This is a genomic window from Virgibacillus sp. MG-45 (assembly GCF_036409425.1).
In the GTDB taxonomy this organism is placed as follows: Bacteria; Bacillota; Bacilli; order Bacillales; family Amphibacillaceae; genus LDC-1.
Genome location: NZ_JAXOFU010000004.1, coordinates 194,474 through 213,272, shown reverse-complemented (window position 1 = coordinate 213,272; position 18,799 = coordinate 194,474). Strand labels below are relative to the sequence as shown.

Below are 18,799 nucleotides of genomic sequence, written 5' to 3'. Positions count from 1 at the left end.
TAACAGCGGCATTAATGAATTCGTAAAATCGGTTTTATTGCTTCACCTGATTTTGAAGCTTCAAAGGCTTCATTTATTTGGTCAAAATCATAGAACTTTACTAATTTATCAAAAGGAAATTGACCAACTTTATAATAGTCAATTAATAATGGTATAAAGACATTTGGTACTGCATCCCCTTCAATTACACCTACCATTGTTTTCCCTTCGGCCATTAAATCGTTATGAACATCAATACTCATTTCTGGTGTAACTCCAACGATTGCGGCAATCCCCAACGGACGTAATGCTTGTAAGCATTGGCGAACAACAGCTGGAACACCTGTAGTATCAACTGCATATTTACTTCCACCATTCGTTATAGCTTTAATTTCATTTACTACATCAGCTTTTGTTCCATTTAAAATATGTGTGGCTCCTAATTCTTTTGCCAGACTTAATCGTGATTCATGTACATCAATAGCAATAATTGTTTTGCATCCCACAATTTTTGCAGCCATAATCGCACTTAAACCAACTGCACCTGCACCATAAATGGCAATTGTCGAACCAAATTCTGGCTTAATTTTATTTAAAACAGTCCCTGCACCTGTTTGAATGCCACAGCCTAAGGGACCTAATAATGCTAAATCCACATCTTTATCAACCTTAATAACATTACGTTCATGGGCAACCGCAAATGTACCAAATGAAGATTGTCCAAAAAAGGTTGAAAGTGATTGACCATCTTTTGATAGCCGATGTGTGTAATCGTCATTAACACCGCCAAAATTCAAATCATTGAAAGTTTCACAAACTGTTGGATGACCTGTTAAACAGTTTTCGCAATGACCACAATGCGCAAAAGAGATTACAACGTGATCTCCTTTTTCTAAATGTTTGACCCCTTTACCAACTTCTTCTACAACCCCTGATCCTTCATGCCCAAGCACTGCAGGCAGTGGGGCAATTGCCGCATCTCGAGCAACAGCGTCTGTATGACAAACTCCTGTAGCAATAATTTTAACTAACACTTCATTTGCTTTTGGTGCTGCTAATTCTACTTCTTCAATAACAAAGTCTAGTCCTTGTCCATGGGTAACTGCTGCCTTAATTTTCATGTAAAAACACTCCTTTTAATCATTTTCAATAGTAAGGGAAAGGTTACACAGCATAAATATCGTAAACTTTAAATAATCTCGATACAATATATTTAAATGAATATATATATTCATTATGATTCATAAGGGGGATAATTATGCAATTACTACAACTACATTACTTTCTCACTGTTGCAAAGACTCAGCATATGTCTCAAGCAGCACTAGTATTAAATATTTCTCAATCATCCTTAAGTAAAACTATTGCTAGACTAGAAGATGAATTAGGAGTTTCTTTATTCGATAGAAAAGGAAAAAAAATCTTTTTAAATAGTTACGGAATTTTTTTTGCAAAAGAAGCTGAGCGTGCTTTAAGAATTTTAGAGGAGGCACATGAATCATTACAAGAAATGGCAGGAATAGAAGAAGATCGAGTATCTATTAGTGTAATGAGTTCTACTATTTTACCGTCTGTTTTTAAAAGTTTCTATGAACGTAGACCTAATGTCCGAATCTATCAATCCATACTACCTGATGCTGTAGCCAAGGAACGACTAATAAGTGGAGAAATTGAGTTAAGTGTTTCTAACACTCCAATCACTGGTCCAGATATTGAATGGCTACCCATCTTAAAAGAACGTTTAGATTTAATTGTTCCTAAAAATCATCGGCTAGCACAATTTGACGAAATAGATTTATTAGAAGCAAAAAATGAACGATTTATAGGTTATAAATCAGGGGTAGAATCGATGAGTATATATGAACAATGTTGCTTAAACGTTGGATTTAAACCAAACATTGTATTTGAGGGAACTGAAATGTCAATTGTTTTACAGCTTGTAAATGAAGGGCAAGGTATTTCATTTTATCCACAATATTCATTCTTAGGAAATCAATTGACCAATACAAAAATTATTCGGTTGAAAAATAACGATTGTTTTCAAATGGTCGGCTTTGCTTGGATCAAAAGAAGAAAGTATTCATATGTAGCTAAACAATTTCGGCACCATATGATTCAATCATTTACTGATATTAACAATAAAAACCAGCGAACAATCACATCTTAAAATCGGTGTACTCATCAACAAGTTGTGTTAAATAAAATTGCTGTCACTGTAACATCTTCCTTAAATAAGGTCCCAATATTACTTATGTTAATAAAAAATGCTCATCCTTTTGAATAACCATTAAAAATGTCAGCTTATTTATGTAGACTAATGCTCATTTAACTCATCTTCCGGTTTAAAGTGATTCTTTATTCAATAGGAAATCCCAATAATGTTTAGGATGTGATGTGATTTGATCTAGAATAGCGTTTGCTAATTTTAAAATCTTTAAAGTTCTGATCCACGTTTTTAGAACTCTCAATAGTTGTAAAAATTGTTTTTCTCTTTTCGTATTTTAAATCAAGCGAACGAACTATCGATTGTACAGTGGTAGTTCGTTTCCCATTCAAAAAAGCGCTAATCCTTTTTGGATCAACGCCTAATAAAAAAATCTCTGCTTCAAGAACCGTAAACTTCCTTCAGCACCTTTGTTTCCTCGTGATCGAGCATGTTTTTTTGAATTAAAGCTGTTACGTTTTTATTCATTTGCGCTTTCATTTCATTTGCTTCATCTGCTTCACCTAGAATATATATTTCCTCCCAGTGATGGTTCTTTGCCAGTTTATCAATCTTCGGTGCGATTTGCTTATACCAGCGTTGCTTATTCGCTTTAAATCTTGCAGCAAATTGCTCTTTCTGCAAATTACTCGACCCTGCTCCCGAAGTCGGAGCGGCTTTTCTTGGTCCTTGTTTAACCCGCCAATCATCTGTGTCAATATCTAACTGATACCATATCTTTTCCATTATTTCATTCAAAAACGTATCTATAATTTTAATTTCATCCTGCTGCACCAACACGATTCCTGCTTTTGGATATTGTGACATCATTTCTTTTAATTGTCCTAATTCCGGTGTTTCCTGCCAAGAAAAGGAGGTTTCAAGTCTTATTTGCACACGTTCAGCAAACCAAATTTCCTCATCCGCTGTTGCAAACAAGATGATGCCGCGCATCAAATGCTGCTCATACTCACGAATATATTTTTCTACCTTTTGTTTTACAAGCTGAAAATGTTGCAATTCTTCTTTATTGTTATCTTTCTCTAAGTACTGTTCAAAGTTTCGCATACCATTCTTAAAGTGAATCTTCCATTCTCCACCCTGTTGTTCGGGATCTGATGGATCCGTATTTAAATACATCGTAAATATTTTACTTGGGCTGTTTCGTTGAATCTTCTCCAACCGTTCGAGCATACTATTCCATTCCATGTATTTGCGCTCCTTTCAATGTTATCGTCTTTTTTTGTTTATCCGATATTTAAAAGACATAAACATGAAGGAGTTCTAGTTATATATTATATTTCTACTTACTCACCTGCTCTACCGGAACAGGAACTGCTTCGATTATTTCATTAACAATTTGCATGCGGGTTTTCTTAATGGATCCCTCCATTGTTAAAATGATACGGTGTGGAAAAACATAAGGAACTAATATTTTTACATCTGAGGGCGTGATATAATCTCGATTATCGATTGCTGCTCGTGCTTGCGCAGCACGCATTAATGCTAGCATGCCTCTTGGACTTACACCGAGTTCTACCTCAGGATGCTGTCTTGATTGGTGGACGAGAGCTAGCAAATAATCAGTGACAGCATCTGACACGTGCACATGCTTGATTTGCGCCTGTTGATGACGTATATCATCTAACGACAAGGTAGCTTTAATCGTTTCATATGGGTCAGTCGTTCGATATGTAGAAAGGATTTGCTTATCATCTTGAAGTGTTGGATATCCTAAATCAATTTGGAATAAAAATCGGTCTAACTGTGCTTCAGGCAAAGGGAACGTACCATAATTACTTTCTACCGGATTTTGGGTTGCGATAACGATAAACGGTCGTTGTATTGAAATCGTCTCTCCATCTATTGTGGCTTGATTTTCCTCCATTATTTCTAATAGACTGGATTGCGTTTTTGGCGTCGCCCGATTTATTTCGTCTGCTAATAGAACATTAGATGCAATGGGACCAACGCGCAATTCAAATTCCTGTGTTTTCGGATTAAAAAATCGAATCCCAGTTACATCACTTGGCAAAACATCTGGTGTAAATTGTACACGTCCAAATTTCCCATCCATCACCTTTGCAAAGCTTTTTGCCAGCTTTGTTTTTCCAGTACCAGGAACACTCTCTAATAAAACATGCCCCTGTGCTAACAGTGCAATATAAAGTAAATCAATTACTTCTTCTTTCCCAAAAATGACATCATTTAACATAGCTCGTGCTTTTTTGATTGCTTCCATATTCTCTTCCTCCTCTAGCTTAGGAACTTTCTATTTTAGTCCATACCTTATTGAAATCAGTTATTTCAATAACGCTTCTCCGTCAATAAGCTGTTTTTTCAATACAGCCATTTCCGCTTTGCTTACATCTTTTTCTCCATAACGAACCTTTTGATAAGTATCCGTATCGATGGAGACACCAATCCGATTAAACCATTCTTCAAGCGTTTCATACGCTTTTCGTCCACGACGGTGGTTTATTGCTTTTCGTTCAAAATCGACAATCATTTTTCTTACCGGATGGATGCGATATTGTTCCCATAACTTTTTCAAGCGCCCATTTCGTTTCTTTGCACTGGTAGAAGTAGCTTCCGCCTCATACGTTACGATAACGCCTCCTTCTGCTGCCAATCGCTCACTTCTGAACCTTTTGCGAACAGCCTTTACTACACTAAAGAGCAGGAATACAATGATCAAGCCGAGCAACGTTGCATAAAAAAAATCTAGCCAATTACCTTTGTCTGAGGCATTTTCGTTCATTATCATTTCTTCTGTTATTTGATCAGCATTGGAACTTTCAATTGGGATTTCTGGTTCTTTGAGTGGTTTTAATTCAATACCAAACGCGTCTAAAATACGAAAAGGAATACTTGCTATCCAAGCGATTACCATTATGAAGCCTTCCAATGCCTTGTCTATGATAGGAACCCCAAAGCCGTATAAAAATAAAAACAGACCCCCTACCACAGAAAGAATAAGTAATATTAACCAACCAATCCTTGTTGATAACAGCTGTTCCTTTGTACTTCTGTCTGCTTTTATATGACCACCCCAATACCCACTAACTAACAGGATAAGTGTAAGTCCAGTAAAGATGGCTATTTCCATGTACTGTAGCCACATTAATAAGATAATTGCCTCACAAAAAATAATCTTTATGTAAAGCATCTCATTTTCGAGATAGGCTTCATTTCGAAGCTTTATAAAACGCCATGTAAATAAGATAGGAAAAACAATACTCCATAGTAATGGATACGAAAGAAAATAGAAACAAAGCATGATTACTGGCGTCGTCACTATGTATATGGCATACGTATCAAAGTACGTGGAATACAAGGAATAGATGATCATTATGCCAACTAAACAGAATAAATAAGACCAGAATGGTATCCATTGATATCCATAATGGAGGATTGGTAGGAAGCATAGAAAAATAATGATCATTTCACTTATAAAGTGATACGCTCTCGTTATCATTGGTTGTTTCAGTTGCAACAGCTGTCTTCCCCCTTTCCAAAGGTTGAATAGATGCACCATCATCAAAAAGCTTTAATTGTAAAACGGATCCAAAATGATGCCAGCCCCTTATTACACGATGACTCTTTTCCGTTAACTCACCGATAATAATTAACGTATTTCTTCTTTCTCTACCTTGTCCCACATGATAAAGCATTTCACCAAAAGGAACAGTCATTGGCAGGCTATGAATCCGTGCAATCATTTCTAAACAATGCATATAATGCTTTTTTCCATCTCCTGCTAATGTATGAACGAACGGAACAGAACCAGGCTTTCTAGCATTAATAAACAGCTCATAAGAAAATCCTTTTTCCAATGCATAATGACACAGAAATGCAGTATAGGAAAGCAGCCTCTCCATATGGAGGAGACCTTCACGCTGCTGGTGATGCGAAGTATGTAAGTTAACAATAAATGTAATCGAATGGTCAATAACAGGTTCAAATACATTTGACTGTAGCTGTGTCGTTTTCATCGATGCGTTCCAATTTATTCGATGAAATGGATCGGATTGTTGGTAAGCTCTTGTGCCAATAATTGTTTGCACATCTTCAAAAGGAGATATTCGCGTTCGATGTGAACCATAGATTACCTGATCAATTAATGGAGCTCCAGCAACAGGAAGGAGCCGCGGATAGATAATAATTTCTGTATTTAAATATGGCTTATACTGAAGATTTACTTTTCCAAAATTAAATAAATGTGGAAATACAAATGAAATATTCGTTAGCTTAGCTACTCCTCGTTGATTCGCTATAAATGGAAGCTGCACAACTGGATTACTATTTCCTTTTATAGAAAAAGGCAATTCAAAGTCTGCTAATTGTCCGCTTGTTTTATCCTTATAGGGCGAATCAATCTTTGCCGGCATTTGAAAGCGAAGCCGCCCATTTATATAAGGAAAAAATGATTGATTTCGAAAGACGATAAACATTGCTTCTTCCTCATCCGGAAACAACCGAATCGTTTGCCTCTTGTTTTGTAATTTTAATTTCTTTGCTACAACATTGTCGTACCATTTATTTAGGATGATATACGAAATTAGCAATACCGTTAATGCAAGCAACCAATATTGCTGAAAAATAACGCCAAGCACAAGCATCAACAGGCTAATGCTTAGTAAAAAATCCTTGTTTTTACTATAATCAACATCAAATACACTTTCCCAATCCAAGCCTTCTCCCCCTTCTGATAATGCATACGCTGAAAGCATGTATAAGTATATCTACTTTATATTTAGAAAAATGGAATAGTTCTTTCTATTATACATGTTGAATTTTGAAAAAACTACCACTTTTAAATGCAAGCTTGATCGTTCAACCAAATAAAAAAGCGCCTATCTCATGGACAGAAATAGACGCTTCTTTATGGATGTTCATTTAGTTTTTATTCGTTGTTTTTATCGTCTTTATAAACGAGGCAACAATCAAAAGCAAAATAATTGTAAATGGTAGAGCTGCGATTAACGAAGCTGTCTGCAATGCATCCAGTCCGCCCGCTAAAAGGAGAACAACCGCAATAGCAGTCATCAACACTCCCCAAATAATTTTAATAGGTAATGATGGATTCAAGCTACCATTTGAAGTCATACTCCCTAGAATATAGGTAGCCGAGTCAGCACTCGTTACTAAAAATGTGAACACTAATAAGATTGAGAGCATAGATAGCACATTTGAAAATGGTAAAGTTTCATAAAGCTTAAATAGTGCGACAGTAACATCACTATTAACTGCTTCAGCGATTTTTGTACCTTTAAACAAGTCGCTATAAATCGCTGTTCCTCCAAAGGCAGCAATCCATAAACAAGCAATAGCAGGCGGGACTACTAATACTCCAAATATAAACTCGCGAATCGTTCTTCCACGCGAAACCCTTGCTACAAAAGCACCTACAAATGGAGACCAAGCAATTACCCATGCCCAGTAGAAAATAGTCCAATCTCGTACCCATGTTCCTCCTTCATATGGAGTTAAACGCAGACTATATTCAATAAAATGAGATAAATAATCACCAATTCCTAATACGAGCGTATTTAAAATAAATACAGTTGGTCCGGCAAAAAATACGAACGCTAATAAAACGAGACAAAGACCTAAATTAATATTACTTAACCATTTAATTCCTCGATTTAGTCCAGTACTGGAAGATAGTAAATAGGTTATGAGCATGACGACAGCAATTGCTAATTGAACCCAAACAGAATTCGGTATATTAAAAACACTTTTTAACCCACCATTCATCTGTAAAATACCAAGTCCAAGAGAGGTAGCAATTCCCATTACCGTAGCGATCACAGCTAAGGAATCAATCGTATTACTCACTGCTTTATTTTTTCCGATGATTGGTTTAATGGAGTTAGAAACGAGTGCACTCTTTTCTTTTTTAAATTGAAGAAAAGCCATAATAAGACCAACGACTCCAAATACAGACCATTGACTAATTCCCCAATGAAAGTAAGCATAACCCATAGCAACTCTAGCAGCTTCTTCTGTCTGTGCTTTTAAATCAGAAAAGGGGGTAATAAAATAGTGACTCATTGGTTCTGCTACTCCCCAAAAAACTAAGCCAACTCCAAAACCAGCAGAAAAAAGCATGCCAATCCATGTGAAAAATGGATAGTCGGGTCTTGAATCGACAGGACCTAAACGAACCTTTCCATACTTACTAATCGAAATTCCAATTAAAAAGATAACAAAAATGAATACAGCTAATAAATAAAACCAACCAAAACTATTTGATGTAAAATTATACAATTTTTCTGCTACAGCTCCAAAGCCCACAGGAAATATTGCACCTAAAATAACTAAAATAGATACTACTATCGCAGAAACAATAAAGACGGGATTTTTATATGCACGATTCTTCATAGCCATTCCTTTCTAATCAACGCGTATTTAAAGAGTTAAAGAGAAGATAACATGAGGTATTTATACAATACCCGGCTTAAATAATCCTTAATCCTCTTTTTGTATATTTAGGCAGTTTTTTTATATTATAAAGGTGGATTTAAAAAGGGAAGCAATTTTATAAAAGAAGAAATCGAGATGCGTAGAATAGTATAGATTTTTGTTAGATTTGAGTTTTTGAATAGATAACGAGTAACTGCTTCTAATTTATCTTCGGAAATAAATTTTGCCATAGAAAAACTGCCCACCAAATTGTTAGAGGCTGTCTAACAATTGATGGGCACTTCACCTTCTCTTTACGGCTGTTAATTATTTAAATAAACCTTCAAAAACAAAGGTGTCAAATTCATTACGGGGCGAAGGAATTTCGCGTGCTTGAAATTGCTCAGGTAATGTATCCTTTTCACCTTGATAGCCGATTGCTACAACTGCATTGACTGTATATCCAGCTGGAATATTTAAAACTTCCTTTGCTTTCTCACGATCAAATCCACCCATACCATGTGTGATTAACCCTTTACGAGCAGCCTCTAGAGCAAAGAAACCCCATGCTGTTCCTGTGTCAAATGCATGTGTAGGATTTTTCCCTCCGAAGAGCTCTGCTTCTTCCTTCGAGATTACCGCCATTAATACAGAAGCATGCTTACACCATACTGTATTTGATTCATATATAAATGATAAGAACTTTTCTTTGTCTGCATCCTTTTTCGCGAAAACAAAACGCCAAGGTTGGACGTTTCCAGCTGATGGTGCCCAACGTGCTGCTTCAAATAAACTATACAGTACCTCATCAGAAACTTGCTTATCTTGAAACGCTCTTGGCGACCAACGCTTTATGTAGATTGGATCAATGTCATAAGTTGGCTTACGATAGTCATTTATATTCATTAAGAAATTCCCTCCACAAATGTAATTTATTTAAATTTACAAATTATATTATACCTTCAATAGTTACAAAAAAGAATCCTTTTACATAAAATAACCTTGTTATATTTCTTTTCTAGATTAGAACAAATTCCTTTTAACCACAACAAAAAAACACACTGGAAGTTAAACTTCCAATGCGCTCTAAATTTATATATTAGCGAACACGTCGTACATGTCCATTAAATTTGCTTTTCCAATAACCGCTTGTCATATCTGCAACTGCTACTCCAGTGGAATTTTGTGCACCGATAAATTTACCGCCACCAATATAGATTCCAACATGACCATTCGTCTTGTACGTGTTGAAGAATACGAGATCACCTGGCTGTGGCCCTGAAGTTACCTTACTTCCGACACCAGATAGTGCAGATGTACTTGATGGGATAGAAACGCCCGCTTTACTATATGCCCATGATACGAATCCGGAACAGTCAAATCCACCAGGTCTTTTACCTGCCCATACATACGGTGTACCAAGTACAGAATAGCCTGCACTTATCGCAGAATTAAAGCTTTTAGATGGTGCTAGGCTCTTACTTCCAAGCGTTGTTAGCTTTCCGCCACCACTCTGTGAGCTACTTACTTGTGGTGCAGTAGCTGAAGAAATACTGTTTCGAACTTGAGCTTCTAATGATGCAAGATTACTATCTTTTAACTGTAGCTTGTCTTTTTTCGCTTGTAAATCTTTTTTCTTCTGCTTAAGCTCTTGCTTCTTTGCTTCGTTTTGTTCTTTCTGCTCAAGAATTAATGTTTTCATACCTTCAAGTTCAACCTTCATATCTTCAAGGTTAGAAAGCTTTTTTTCAACATTTTCTTTATCTTTTTCGATTTGTGTCATTAATTCCTGATCTGATTCGGTAATTTTAGTAACTGCTGATACACGACTAATAAATTCACCGAAACTATTAGAACCGAATATTACATCTAGATAACCGATGTTACCACCGCTTTTTTGGTAAGAAACTGCGCGCTGTTTTAATATTTCATAACGCTTTGCAATAGCTTCTTCTAATTCTGCAACTTCTGCTTCTGTAGCAGCAATATCATCCGTCGTTTTCTTCATCGCTTTTTCATTTTCTTTAAGCGCTTTATCTGTACGAGAAATTTCATCGTTTAAATTTTCCAAATCAATTAAAATATCCGCAATATCTGCTTCAGCCTTTGATAGATTTGCTTTAATATTTGCACGTTGATCTTGTATTTTTTCTTGTTTTGTTTTTAAATCATGTAGCGTTTCAGCATGGATCGAATCTGTGAAAAAAGCACTACCTAATCCTACTACAGTAATTGTAGCAACCGTAATCATTGTCTTTTTTAACACGTTATTTTCCTCGCTTCCCCATGTCACATCTGCTGAAAATGCTAGAGTTTATATATGTATCTGTTTATAATCTATCAAAATATGTAGGCAGTATGTGATTCATTTTTATAATCTATTAACTTAGGCAATTAGAAGTATATCATCTAAAAATTTCACCTATGTTATGATAATGTTACAATTATATTTCAAAAGTGATGATTTCTGCGCAATTTTCATTCAGACACGCTACCAATGCTCTATCCTAACAGCATTCTTTCCATTCGCCAACATGAAATATTCGGGAAATAATTCGACATAAAGCGAATGTTTCATTCTAATATACTAGAAAAAGTAGAATTCCCTCCAACTCGGAATTCTACTTTTTCGGTTCTTAATACGTGAATTGTTCTTCTTCTGTCGAACCAGCTAATGCTGCTGTTGACGAGGTTCCTCCAGATATAATTTGGGCCACGTCATCAAAGTATCCTGTTCCTACCTCTTGTTGATGTCTTGTTGCAGTATAGCCATCTTTTTCACTTGCAAATTCAGCTTGCTGCAGCTCTGAATAAGCTGCCATTCCTTCTTCTTTATACTTGCGTGCCAACTCAAACATACTATGATTCAAAGCATGAAATCCTGCTAATGTAACAAATTGAAATTTATACCCTAGTTTCCCTAGTTCCTTCTGAAATGCAGCTATCGTCTTTTCATCCAGCTTTCGTTTCCAATTAAATGAAGGCGAGCAGTTATATGCTAGTAATTTATTTGGATATTCTGCATGAATGGCCTGCGCAAATTGTGCCGCTTCTTGTAAATTCGGCTCTGATGTTTCACACCAAATAAGATCTGCATATGGCGCATAAGCTAATCCTCTAGCAATTGCTTGCTCTAAGCCTGCTTGTGTTCGATAAAACCCTTCCGTCGTTCGTTCACCTGTCATAAACGGGTGGTCTGCTGGATCCATATCACTCGTAATCAATGCTGCTGCATTAGCATCCGTTCGGGCAATTACTAATGTCGGTGTTCCCATCACATCTGCCGCTAAACGCGCAGAAATAAGATTTCTTACGGCTGATTGTGTAGGAAGTAGCACCTTGCCGCCAAGATGTCCACACTTTTTCTCGGATGACAGCTGATCCTCGAAATGAACCGCTGCAGCCCCAGATTCAATCATCGCTTTCATTAATTCAAACACATTTAACTGCCCACCAAATCCAGCTTCTGCGTCGGCTATAATTGGTGCAAACCAATCAGTTTCAACTTGGTCATCGACGAAATTAATTTGATCTGCCCGTTGTAATGCTTGATTGATTCGTTTCACCACATGTGGAACACTATTCACTGGATAGAGACTTTGGTCTGGATACATATGACCAGATAAATTTGCATCTGCAGCCACTTGCCAGCCACTAAGATAAATAGCTTTTAATCCTGCCTTTACTTGCTGTACTGCTTGGTTCCCAGTTAATGCACCTAGCGCATGAACATAATCCATCTGTTGTAGCATATTCCACAGCTTATCTGCTCCTCTTTTAGCAAGAGTATATTCAATATCTAAAGATCCCCTAAGTCTTATCACCTCTTCAGCTGTATACGGTCTTTTAATCCCTTCCCATCTTTTGTCATTCTGCCAGCTTTGTTTTAATTGTGCTATACGTAAATCATTCATCCATTCTCTCCCCCTCTAATTAATTGCTCGTATGCAGGCAATGTTAAAAATTCCGTGAAACTATCCTCCTTGATCAGCTGCCTGCATATTCCCTCTGCTTCTTTAATAAAATGTGTATCTAATTTAGTTTCGTTTTTACATAGTGATTGAACTTCTGTTTGCATCATTTCAAAAACAAGTTCCAATGTAATTTTTCTGCCATCCTCAAGTATTCCTTTTTCATGACGAACCCATTGCCAAATTTGAGCTCTTGATATTTCCGCAGTAGCAGCATCCTCCATTAAGTGATTGATTGGTACTGCACCATAGCCTTGAAGCCAATACGTAGTATACTCAATCGCAACTCGTATATTTGTACGTAACCCCGCTTCTGTAATGCTTCCTGAAGGAAATTGGAGTAAGTCCGTTGCACCCACATCTACGTCTTCTCGTTTGATAAATAATTGATTAGGAGTCGGCATTCCTTCATTAAAAACTTCTTTTACCAGTTGAACCATTCCTGGATGCGCAACCCATGTACCATCGAATCCATCGTTTCTTTCACGTTCTTTATCTAATCGCACTTTCATAAATGCTTCCTTGTTTCGTACTTCATCATCTTTAACAGGAATTTGTGCAGCCATTCCACCTATTGCAGATGCATTTCGTTTATGACAGGTTTTTACCGCCAACTGTGTGTATGCACGCATAAAAGGTACATTCATTGTGATTTGATCCCGATTAGGTAGCAATAAATCAGGATCATCATGGAATTTTTTTATCACACTAAAAATATAATCCCATCTGCCACAATTCAATCCGGCAGCATGCTCATTTAACTCATATAAAATCTCATCCATCTCAAATGCTGCAGTAATTGTTTCAATTAATACAGTTGCCTTTATTGTTCCCTCTGGAAAACCTAACTCCTTTTGAGCAAAGATAAAAATGTCATTCCAGAGTCTTGCCTCAAGATGATTCTCTAGCTTAGGAAGATAAAAGTATGGTCCAGCTCCTTGCTTACATAACGCTTGTGCATTGTGATAAAAGAACAGACCAAAATCTACAAAGCTTGCTGCCATTGGCTTTCCTTCTACAAAAAGATGCTTTTCCTCTAAATGTAAGCCTCTCGGTCTTACCATCAATACAGCAGTTTCTTTATTTAAGGCGTAATGCTTTCCATTACTCCCTACAAAATCTATTTTCCTTCTGACAGCATCGATTAAATTTTGCTGTCCCTCGAGAATATTTCTCCAAGTCGGCGAGGTAGCATCTTCAAAATCTGCCATAAAGCCTGTTGCCCCAGAATTAAGCGCATTGATTATCATTTTACGATCAACAGGTCCTGTAATTTCTACCCGCCGATCTTGCAAATCTTTTGGAAGTGGAGCAACTTGCCAATCTCCTTCTCGAATGCTTTTGGTTTCTGGTAAAAAGTCTAACTGCTTTCCTTCTTTAATTTTTTGTTGAATCTGTTTTCGAATAGCGAGCAGATTTTTTCTGCGATCATTAAATCGGTTATGCAGACTTACTAAAAATTCTCTCGCTTCCTCTGTTAATACATCTTCACAATGTGAAAAAATTTCTCCCCTTATTTGTAACGAACTTTTCTCCAATAACATAACACCCCACCTTTTGATGTATAACAACATAACTTATTTTATTAATGTTATATAACAACTAACCCAAAAAAATTAATCCTTCCATTTTGCTAAGCAATACGCACAAACTAAAATGTACCCTCTTTCCTCCATCACACAACCACATTCTGCACAATGAACCGTTTGGATTAGCAATTGATTCACCCCCTTATATATAACAGATAAATTATTTTAATATTGTTATAATACAGTTTATGCATAAAATTGCAATAATGCAACCCCTTTTTTAAAAATATAGAAGCAATAGTTGCAATCTACGTTCTTTGTTGAAAAAATAGAGATAGTATTTCATATTGGAGGAAAGATAAAATGCGTTTTCGATTTGCAGGTGGACGAGTTGTCAAAACTGGTGTAGCGGTATTCCTAACGGCTTGGATCTGTCAGCTACTAAATTGGCCACCAGTATTTGCAGTAATAACAGCTATTGTTACACTAGAACCCACTGTTTCTGATTCCATCAAAAAGGGGATCATTCGTTTTCCCGCATCTGCGATAGGATCCGCCTATGCTGTTTTATTCATTTCCCTCTTCGGAAATTCACCAATTACCTATACCCTCGCAGCGGTATTTACCATTGCAACCTGTTACCGTTTAAAATTGCATGCGGGCTTACTTGTTGCAACATTAACAGCTGTTGCGATGATCGAGGTTATTCATAGTAACCTTTTCATTGCCTTCTTTATTCGATTAGCAACAACAACGATTGGACTACTTGTATCAACTGGTGTAAACATGTTTATTTTACCACCAGACTATACAAAGGAAATTTTAGAACGCATCCAATCCATTCGAAAGAAAACTGCGCAAAATATAGAGCGTGTATTCTCGAAAATTCTACGAATGAACGAGGATAATGATCAGATTGTTAAGCAAAGCTTAAAGGAAATGAATAAAACGTTTCAAAAAGCCGATTCCTTTATTCGTTATCAAAAAGAAGAAGCCACGTTTCATCCTTTAGTAGGCACAGAAAAAGACAAGTTTAAAAAGGCGCAGCTCCAGCTATCGGATTTACGACTTATTCATTACCATTTAAGTAATTTAATTAACACACCAATGCAATCTATTTCATGGACAGAAGAAGAGCGCTCCTTTTTACTCCATGCCATTGATATGTTAGTAGCTAGTTTAAATAATCCATCCCAATTTGATCCTTTACACCATCAGGTTACATTAAAACAAGTTACCGCGTTATTTTGGGAGGATAATGAGGAAATAACGAAGAACAACGCACAGCATCCAACCTATTTTCCTCCTGAGCTCATTATTCTTTATGAATTACTCGCTATTTTTAATGCCGTCAGTAGCTATTATGATAAAAATGATTCTCACCAAAAAACATGAAATGAAAAAGAGGCCCTACCAAGCGCGAGTGCTTGATGGGCCTCTTTTTTACCAAAACAAAAACCGCCTACAGGCGGAAATATACTATTTTACAATGAATAAATTATTTACGAGGGACGAGATCGTGATTAAATGCATAGATGACGGCTTGCGTACGGTCAGAAACCTCAAGCTTCGATAATATATTGCTTACATGAACCTTAACCGTTTTTAAGGCAATAAATAACTCATCGGCAATTTCCTGATTCGTTTTTCCGTGCGCCATCCATAATAACACTTCTTTTTCTCTTTCTGTCAATTGCTCATGCAATGCCATTGGACTTTGCTTTCGCATACGGTTCATCAGCTTGCCTGTTACCTCTGGCTCTAGCGTCGGTTGCCCTTGATAGGTTGCTCGGATCGCTGCAGCAATCTCACTTGCTTTTGAGGTTTTGAGCATATAACTCGTAGCTCCTGCCTCAAGTGCAGGATAGACTTTCTCATCATCTAAAAAACTCGTTACGATGATTATTTTTGCTTCTGGCCATTGTTCGATAATTTTTTTTGTTGCTTCTATTCCATCCATTTCTTTCATCACGAGATCAAGCAAAATAATATCCGGTTTTAATTGAAGCGCAAGCTGTACTGCTTCAGCCCCGTCATCCGCCTCTGCAATTACCTCCATGTCTCTCTGTGCTGAAAGATAGGAGGAAACACCGATTCTTACCATTTCATGATCATCGGCAAATAAAATTTTTATCATTTTCATTCACCCTTTTTTTGGATTGGGATTTTAACCTCGAGTCGTGTCCCTTCATCTGGAAGGCTAATAACTTTAAGCATTCCACCTACCTGGAGCGCTCTTTCATGCATATTGTTTAATCCATAGGAACTTGTCTTTACCTTTTTCAAATCAAAGCCAACACCATTATCAACAATACGCATAATCACCATTCCATCCCGTTCAATGAAAAGGACTTCTAATTTCGTAGCATTCGCATGTCGCAATGTATTAGAGATTGCTTCCTGTAGAATGCGAAACAATTGATCTTCAATTCCCTTTGCTATCTCCATATCCTCTATTTGCCAGTGAATGGACATCGGAACCTTTTGAGAAAGCTCTTGAAGCAGTTCTTCAATGCCTTCTTGGATCGACTTTCCTTTTAGTGGGACAGGACGCAAATGAAGCAACAACGCACGCATTTCCGATTGTGATTGATGAATGGCTTTTTCTATCAAATGTAGCTGCCGCTGCATTGTCGGTTCTATTGGTGCGTTCATTTCGTTTATTGTTGACATCATCATCGAAGCCGCGAACAACTGTTGACTAACCGAGTCATGAAGCTCTCTTGCAAGTCTATTCCGCTCTTGAACAACGATTTCTTGTAAGCTTTTTTCTCTTTCAACTGCATCAATAGTAGCTTGTCGCTGCGCTTGCTCTGTTTGATTACGAAGCTTTTCTTCTACACGCTCCAACGCTTGATCGATTTTTTTAAGTTGACCATCTTGTTCTCCTGGTCGAGATACTGGCTGTCCTTTTGCAAGCTCATCTAGCTGTCGAGCTATTCGTAAAGTCCGTTGGCGCCAATACCATCCAATCGACACACCGAAAACCGTACCAGCAACAATTGGGATACCAATGATAATATACAAAATAGGGACATCTGCTATTGTTTTATCAAGGAGAAATTGCCAATTATCTGTAGGGAATACGGTCGCTAGAACACCAAATACGAGCAAAATCAGTAATAAACTAAAAAATACCGACGTGAATACATGTCGTATGAAAATAGTCATATCCGCCTCACCTCAATATCTCCTGAAAATAAAGAGGTAACGATTTTCACACGAGGATATGTCGAAGCATAAGCTTCTGTCTGGTATAGTACGGATTGATTCATTAATTTCCAATGATGCTGTCCAAAAATATGTGCTCTTCCAAAAACAGCACTATGATGGATACTTACTTCCACTTCGTATGGAACATAGATTTCTAGATTTCCAATAAAGTGACGAATAGAAATAACAGCGGTATCCTCTGGAAGAACCGTGTTACTTAAGTCAATGATCCGATCACCAAAGCCGCCGTGAATATTCATATCATGCCATTTATATGCTTCGCTTTCTGTCGACTGCTCCCCGAATAATCGATGATTAAAAAGAGGCTTTATTTGAATAAGCTCTTCTTCTTGTTGTTCAGAAATAATAGTCCGATCTGGATGTAATTGCTGAGCTTCCTTCTTCGTTTTCATATAATCCATTACGAACAAAACAATGCCAGCTACAATTAAAAATCTTACAGCCAGCATATTAAGTACCGAAAATACGAATCCAATAACACCAAGCCAAAACACAACCTTGCCCCATACCTCATATAAGTGTTTCCGTCCAATATAGATGGCAAGTGCAGAAAAGAGTGCTGGAATCACCATTCCGCCATGGAAAAAGGCTAATTCTAAAATAAAAAGGGCTATCCCAATGATTATTATCCAATTTAGTGTATCTGTTGATAATCGATGAAACACGTGACTAGCCCTCCTTCAAATTAACTAAACAGGCGTACATGTACGCCTGTTTAGTATAGCATGAATTACTGGATTTCAACATGTACGTCCCATGTAACTGGCAGTAAATTGTCGATTGCGCATAGCTAAACTACAATGTGCTACTTAAGGTTTTTCTTTATTGTGCTATGTTTTTGTCATTTTCTTTGAGTTCTTGTTCTAGCTTTGCAATTTTACTATCAAATGTACTTCGATAATAGGAGCTGTTCACCTTGTATTCCAGATTCTCTATATACCGTTCCATTTCTGCAAACCGTGAAAAAGGCTTATCCGTTGTTTCTTCTAGCACACGGTTAATTTGCTGCTTGGCATTCGCGATATTTTCCCTTCCCATTAGCTCCATTCGCTTTAAATGCATATCCTTTAACTTATGCTTCATTTCTTCATATTTTTGTTCAAGTAAATCTAGCTGTTCCACTGCTTCCTCACGTGCTTGCTTCATTCGAACCGCACGCTCCTGGTATTCAGCATGCTCTCTCTCAGCAAAAGCTTGCATTTCCAGCTCCCCGGCTTTTTCTGCGATTGATGCTTGCTTGGCACGTTTTTCTGCATGATCTTGCGCTTTCAAAAATTCTCTTTCAAATTCCTCTTTTAAGCGATATTGACGTTCAATAAGCTTACGAACCTTTTCTTTTTCTTGCTCACTTTGACGTAGATACTGGTTTAGAGCGACAATTGGATTTTTTTGCTCCTTTTGATCTAAGAAATAATGTAAATCCGCGTTGATACTTTCCTTCATCCGTGTAAAGATACTCGTCATTAAAATCCTCT

Annotated in this window: 16 protein-coding genes; 2 read left to right on the top strand and 14 right to left on the bottom strand. The window is 37.1% G+C overall.

Annotated features, from left to right (window positions below):
• Positions 1-11: 11 nt before the first annotated feature.
• Positions 12-1,100 carry an NAD(P)-dependent alcohol dehydrogenase gene (locus tag SPK86_RS06485; RefSeq protein ID WP_284141704.1) on the bottom strand — a complete coding sequence of 363 codons (1,089 nt, stop codon included), beginning with the start codon at positions 1,098-1,100 and terminating at the stop codon, positions 12-14.
• A gap of 137 nt (positions 1,101-1,237) precedes the next feature.
• Here SPK86_RS06485 and SPK86_RS06480 point away from each other — a divergent pair, with 137 nt between their 5' ends.
• Positions 1,238-2,146, top strand: coding sequence for a LysR family transcriptional regulator (locus SPK86_RS06480; RefSeq protein WP_330948925.1), 909 nt, complete (start codon positions 1,238-1,240; stop codon positions 2,144-2,146).
• Between the two features lie 438 nt (positions 2,147-2,584).
• Here the strand turns inward: SPK86_RS06480 and SPK86_RS06475 are convergent, their stop codons facing one another.
• From SPK86_RS06475 to aceB, 9 genes are all read right to left on the bottom strand, one after another.
• Positions 2,585-3,391, bottom strand: a complete 807-nt coding sequence (locus SPK86_RS06475) for a VLRF1 family aeRF1-type release factor (protein WP_284141160.1) — start codon at positions 3,389-3,391, stop codon at positions 2,585-2,587.
• Positions 3,392-3,485: 94 nt separating this feature from the next.
• Positions 3,486-4,424 carry an AAA family ATPase gene (locus SPK86_RS06470; RefSeq protein WP_330948924.1) on the bottom strand — a complete coding sequence of 313 codons (939 nt, stop codon included), beginning with the start codon at positions 4,422-4,424 and terminating at the stop codon, positions 3,486-3,488.
• Between the two features lie 60 nt (positions 4,425-4,484).
• Positions 4,485-5,678, bottom strand: coding sequence for a hypothetical protein (locus SPK86_RS06465; RefSeq protein WP_330948923.1), 1,194 nt, complete (start codon positions 5,676-5,678; stop codon positions 4,485-4,487).
• Complete coding sequence (locus tag SPK86_RS06460) at positions 5,629-6,876, bottom strand: DUF58 domain-containing protein (protein WP_330948922.1); 1,248 nt, start codon at positions 6,874-6,876, stop codon at positions 5,629-5,631. The genes SPK86_RS06465 and SPK86_RS06460 overlap by 50 nt, the downstream gene beginning before the upstream one ends.
• 205 nt (positions 6,877-7,081) lie before the next feature.
• Positions 7,082-8,569 (bottom strand): BCCT family transporter, encoded by a 1,488-nt coding sequence (locus SPK86_RS06455; protein ID WP_330948921.1) that lies wholly within the window; start codon positions 8,567-8,569, stop codon positions 7,082-7,084.
• Positions 8,570-8,917: 348 nt separating this feature from the next.
• Positions 8,918-9,496: a nitroreductase family protein gene (locus tag SPK86_RS06450; RefSeq protein WP_330948920.1), complete on the bottom strand. Its 579-nt coding sequence runs from the start codon at positions 9,494-9,496 to the stop codon at positions 8,918-8,920.
• A 193-nt stretch (positions 9,497-9,689) separates the two neighbouring features.
• Positions 9,690-10,856, bottom strand: a complete 1,167-nt coding sequence (locus SPK86_RS06445) for a C40 family peptidase (protein ID WP_330948919.1) — start codon at positions 10,854-10,856, stop codon at positions 9,690-9,692.
• Positions 10,857-11,226: 370 nt separating this feature from the next.
• Positions 11,227-12,504, bottom strand: a complete 1,278-nt coding sequence (aceA, locus tag SPK86_RS06440) for an isocitrate lyase (protein ID WP_284141153.1) — start codon at positions 12,502-12,504, stop codon at positions 11,227-11,229.
• On the bottom strand, positions 12,501-14,105 hold the full coding sequence (aceB, locus tag SPK86_RS06435) for a malate synthase A (RefSeq protein WP_330948918.1): 1,605 nt from the start codon (positions 14,103-14,105) through the stop codon (positions 12,501-12,503). The genes aceA and aceB overlap by 4 nt, the downstream gene beginning before the upstream one ends.
• A gap of 348 nt (positions 14,106-14,453) precedes the next feature.
• Here aceB and SPK86_RS06430 point away from each other — a divergent pair, with 348 nt between their 5' ends.
• Positions 14,454-15,485 carry an FUSC family protein gene (locus SPK86_RS06430; protein WP_284141151.1) on the top strand — a complete coding sequence of 344 codons (1,032 nt, stop codon included), beginning with the start codon at positions 14,454-14,456 and terminating at the stop codon, positions 15,483-15,485.
• Between the two features lie 103 nt (positions 15,486-15,588).
• On the opposite strand, the gene SPK86_RS06425 is transcribed toward SPK86_RS06430, so the two are convergent.
• The 4 genes from SPK86_RS06425 to SPK86_RS06410 all read right to left on the bottom strand — a co-directional run bounded on the left by SPK86_RS06425 (position 15,589) and on the right by SPK86_RS06410 (position 18,788).
• The gene (locus tag SPK86_RS06425) at positions 15,589-16,227 is read right to left on the bottom strand and encodes a response regulator (protein ID WP_284141150.1); all 639 of its coding nucleotides are present in this window, start codon (positions 16,225-16,227) and stop codon (positions 15,589-15,591) included.
• 2 nt (positions 16,228-16,229) lie between these two features.
• Positions 16,230-17,261, bottom strand: a complete 1,032-nt coding sequence (locus SPK86_RS06420) for a sensor histidine kinase (protein WP_330948917.1) — start codon at positions 17,259-17,261, stop codon at positions 16,230-16,232.
• Positions 17,258-17,989 (bottom strand): cell wall-active antibiotics response protein LiaF, encoded by a 732-nt coding sequence (liaF, locus tag SPK86_RS06415; RefSeq protein WP_330948916.1) that lies wholly within the window; start codon positions 17,987-17,989, stop codon positions 17,258-17,260. The genes SPK86_RS06420 and liaF overlap by 4 nt, the downstream gene beginning before the upstream one ends.
• A gap of 157 nt (positions 17,990-18,146) precedes the next feature.
• Positions 18,147-18,788, bottom strand: coding sequence for a PspA/IM30 family protein (locus tag SPK86_RS06410; protein ID WP_284141147.1), 642 nt, complete (start codon positions 18,786-18,788; stop codon positions 18,147-18,149).
• Between the last annotated feature and the right edge of the window lie 11 nt (positions 18,789-18,799).

What these genes read in the sequence shown, in the direction of transcription:
- SPK86_RS06450 (WP_330948920.1), bottom strand. Translation starts at nt 9,496, where the DNA reads ATGAATATAAATGACTATCGTAAGCCAACTTATGACATTGATCCAATC.
- SPK86_RS06425 (WP_284141150.1), bottom strand. Translation starts at nt 16,227, where the DNA reads ATGATAAAAATTTTATTTGCCGATGATCATGAAATGGTAAGAATCGGT.
- SPK86_RS06455 (WP_330948921.1), bottom strand. Translation starts at nt 8,569, where the DNA reads ATGAAGAATCGTGCATATAAAAATCCCGTCTTTATTGTTTCTGCGATA.
- SPK86_RS06410 (WP_284141147.1), bottom strand. Translation starts at nt 18,788, where the DNA reads ATGACGAGTATCTTTACACGGATGAAGGAAAGTATCAACGCGGATTTA.
- aceA (WP_284141153.1), bottom strand. Translation starts at nt 12,504, where the DNA reads ATGAATGATTTACGTATAGCACAATTAAAACAAAGCTGGCAGAATGAC.
- SPK86_RS06485 (WP_284141704.1), bottom strand. Translation starts at nt 1,100, where the DNA reads ATGAAAATTAAGGCAGCAGTTACCCATGGACAAGGACTAGACTTTGTT.
- SPK86_RS06480 (WP_330948925.1), top strand. Translation starts at nt 1,238, where the DNA reads ATGCAATTACTACAACTACATTACTTTCTCACTGTTGCAAAGACTCAG.
- SPK86_RS06475 (WP_284141160.1), bottom strand. Translation starts at nt 3,391, where the DNA reads ATGGAATGGAATAGTATGCTCGAACGGTTGGAGAAGATTCAACGAAAC.
- SPK86_RS06470 (WP_330948924.1), bottom strand. Translation starts at nt 4,424, where the DNA reads ATGGAAGCAATCAAAAAAGCACGAGCTATGTTAAATGATGTCATTTTT.
- SPK86_RS06420 (WP_330948917.1), bottom strand. Translation starts at nt 17,261, where the DNA reads ATGACTATTTTCATACGACATGTATTCACGTCGGTATTTTTTAGTTTA.
- aceB (WP_330948918.1), bottom strand. Translation starts at nt 14,105, where the DNA reads ATGTTATTGGAGAAAAGTTCGTTACAAATAAGGGGAGAAATTTTTTCA.
- SPK86_RS06430 (WP_284141151.1), top strand. Translation starts at nt 14,454, where the DNA reads ATGCGTTTTCGATTTGCAGGTGGACGAGTTGTCAAAACTGGTGTAGCG.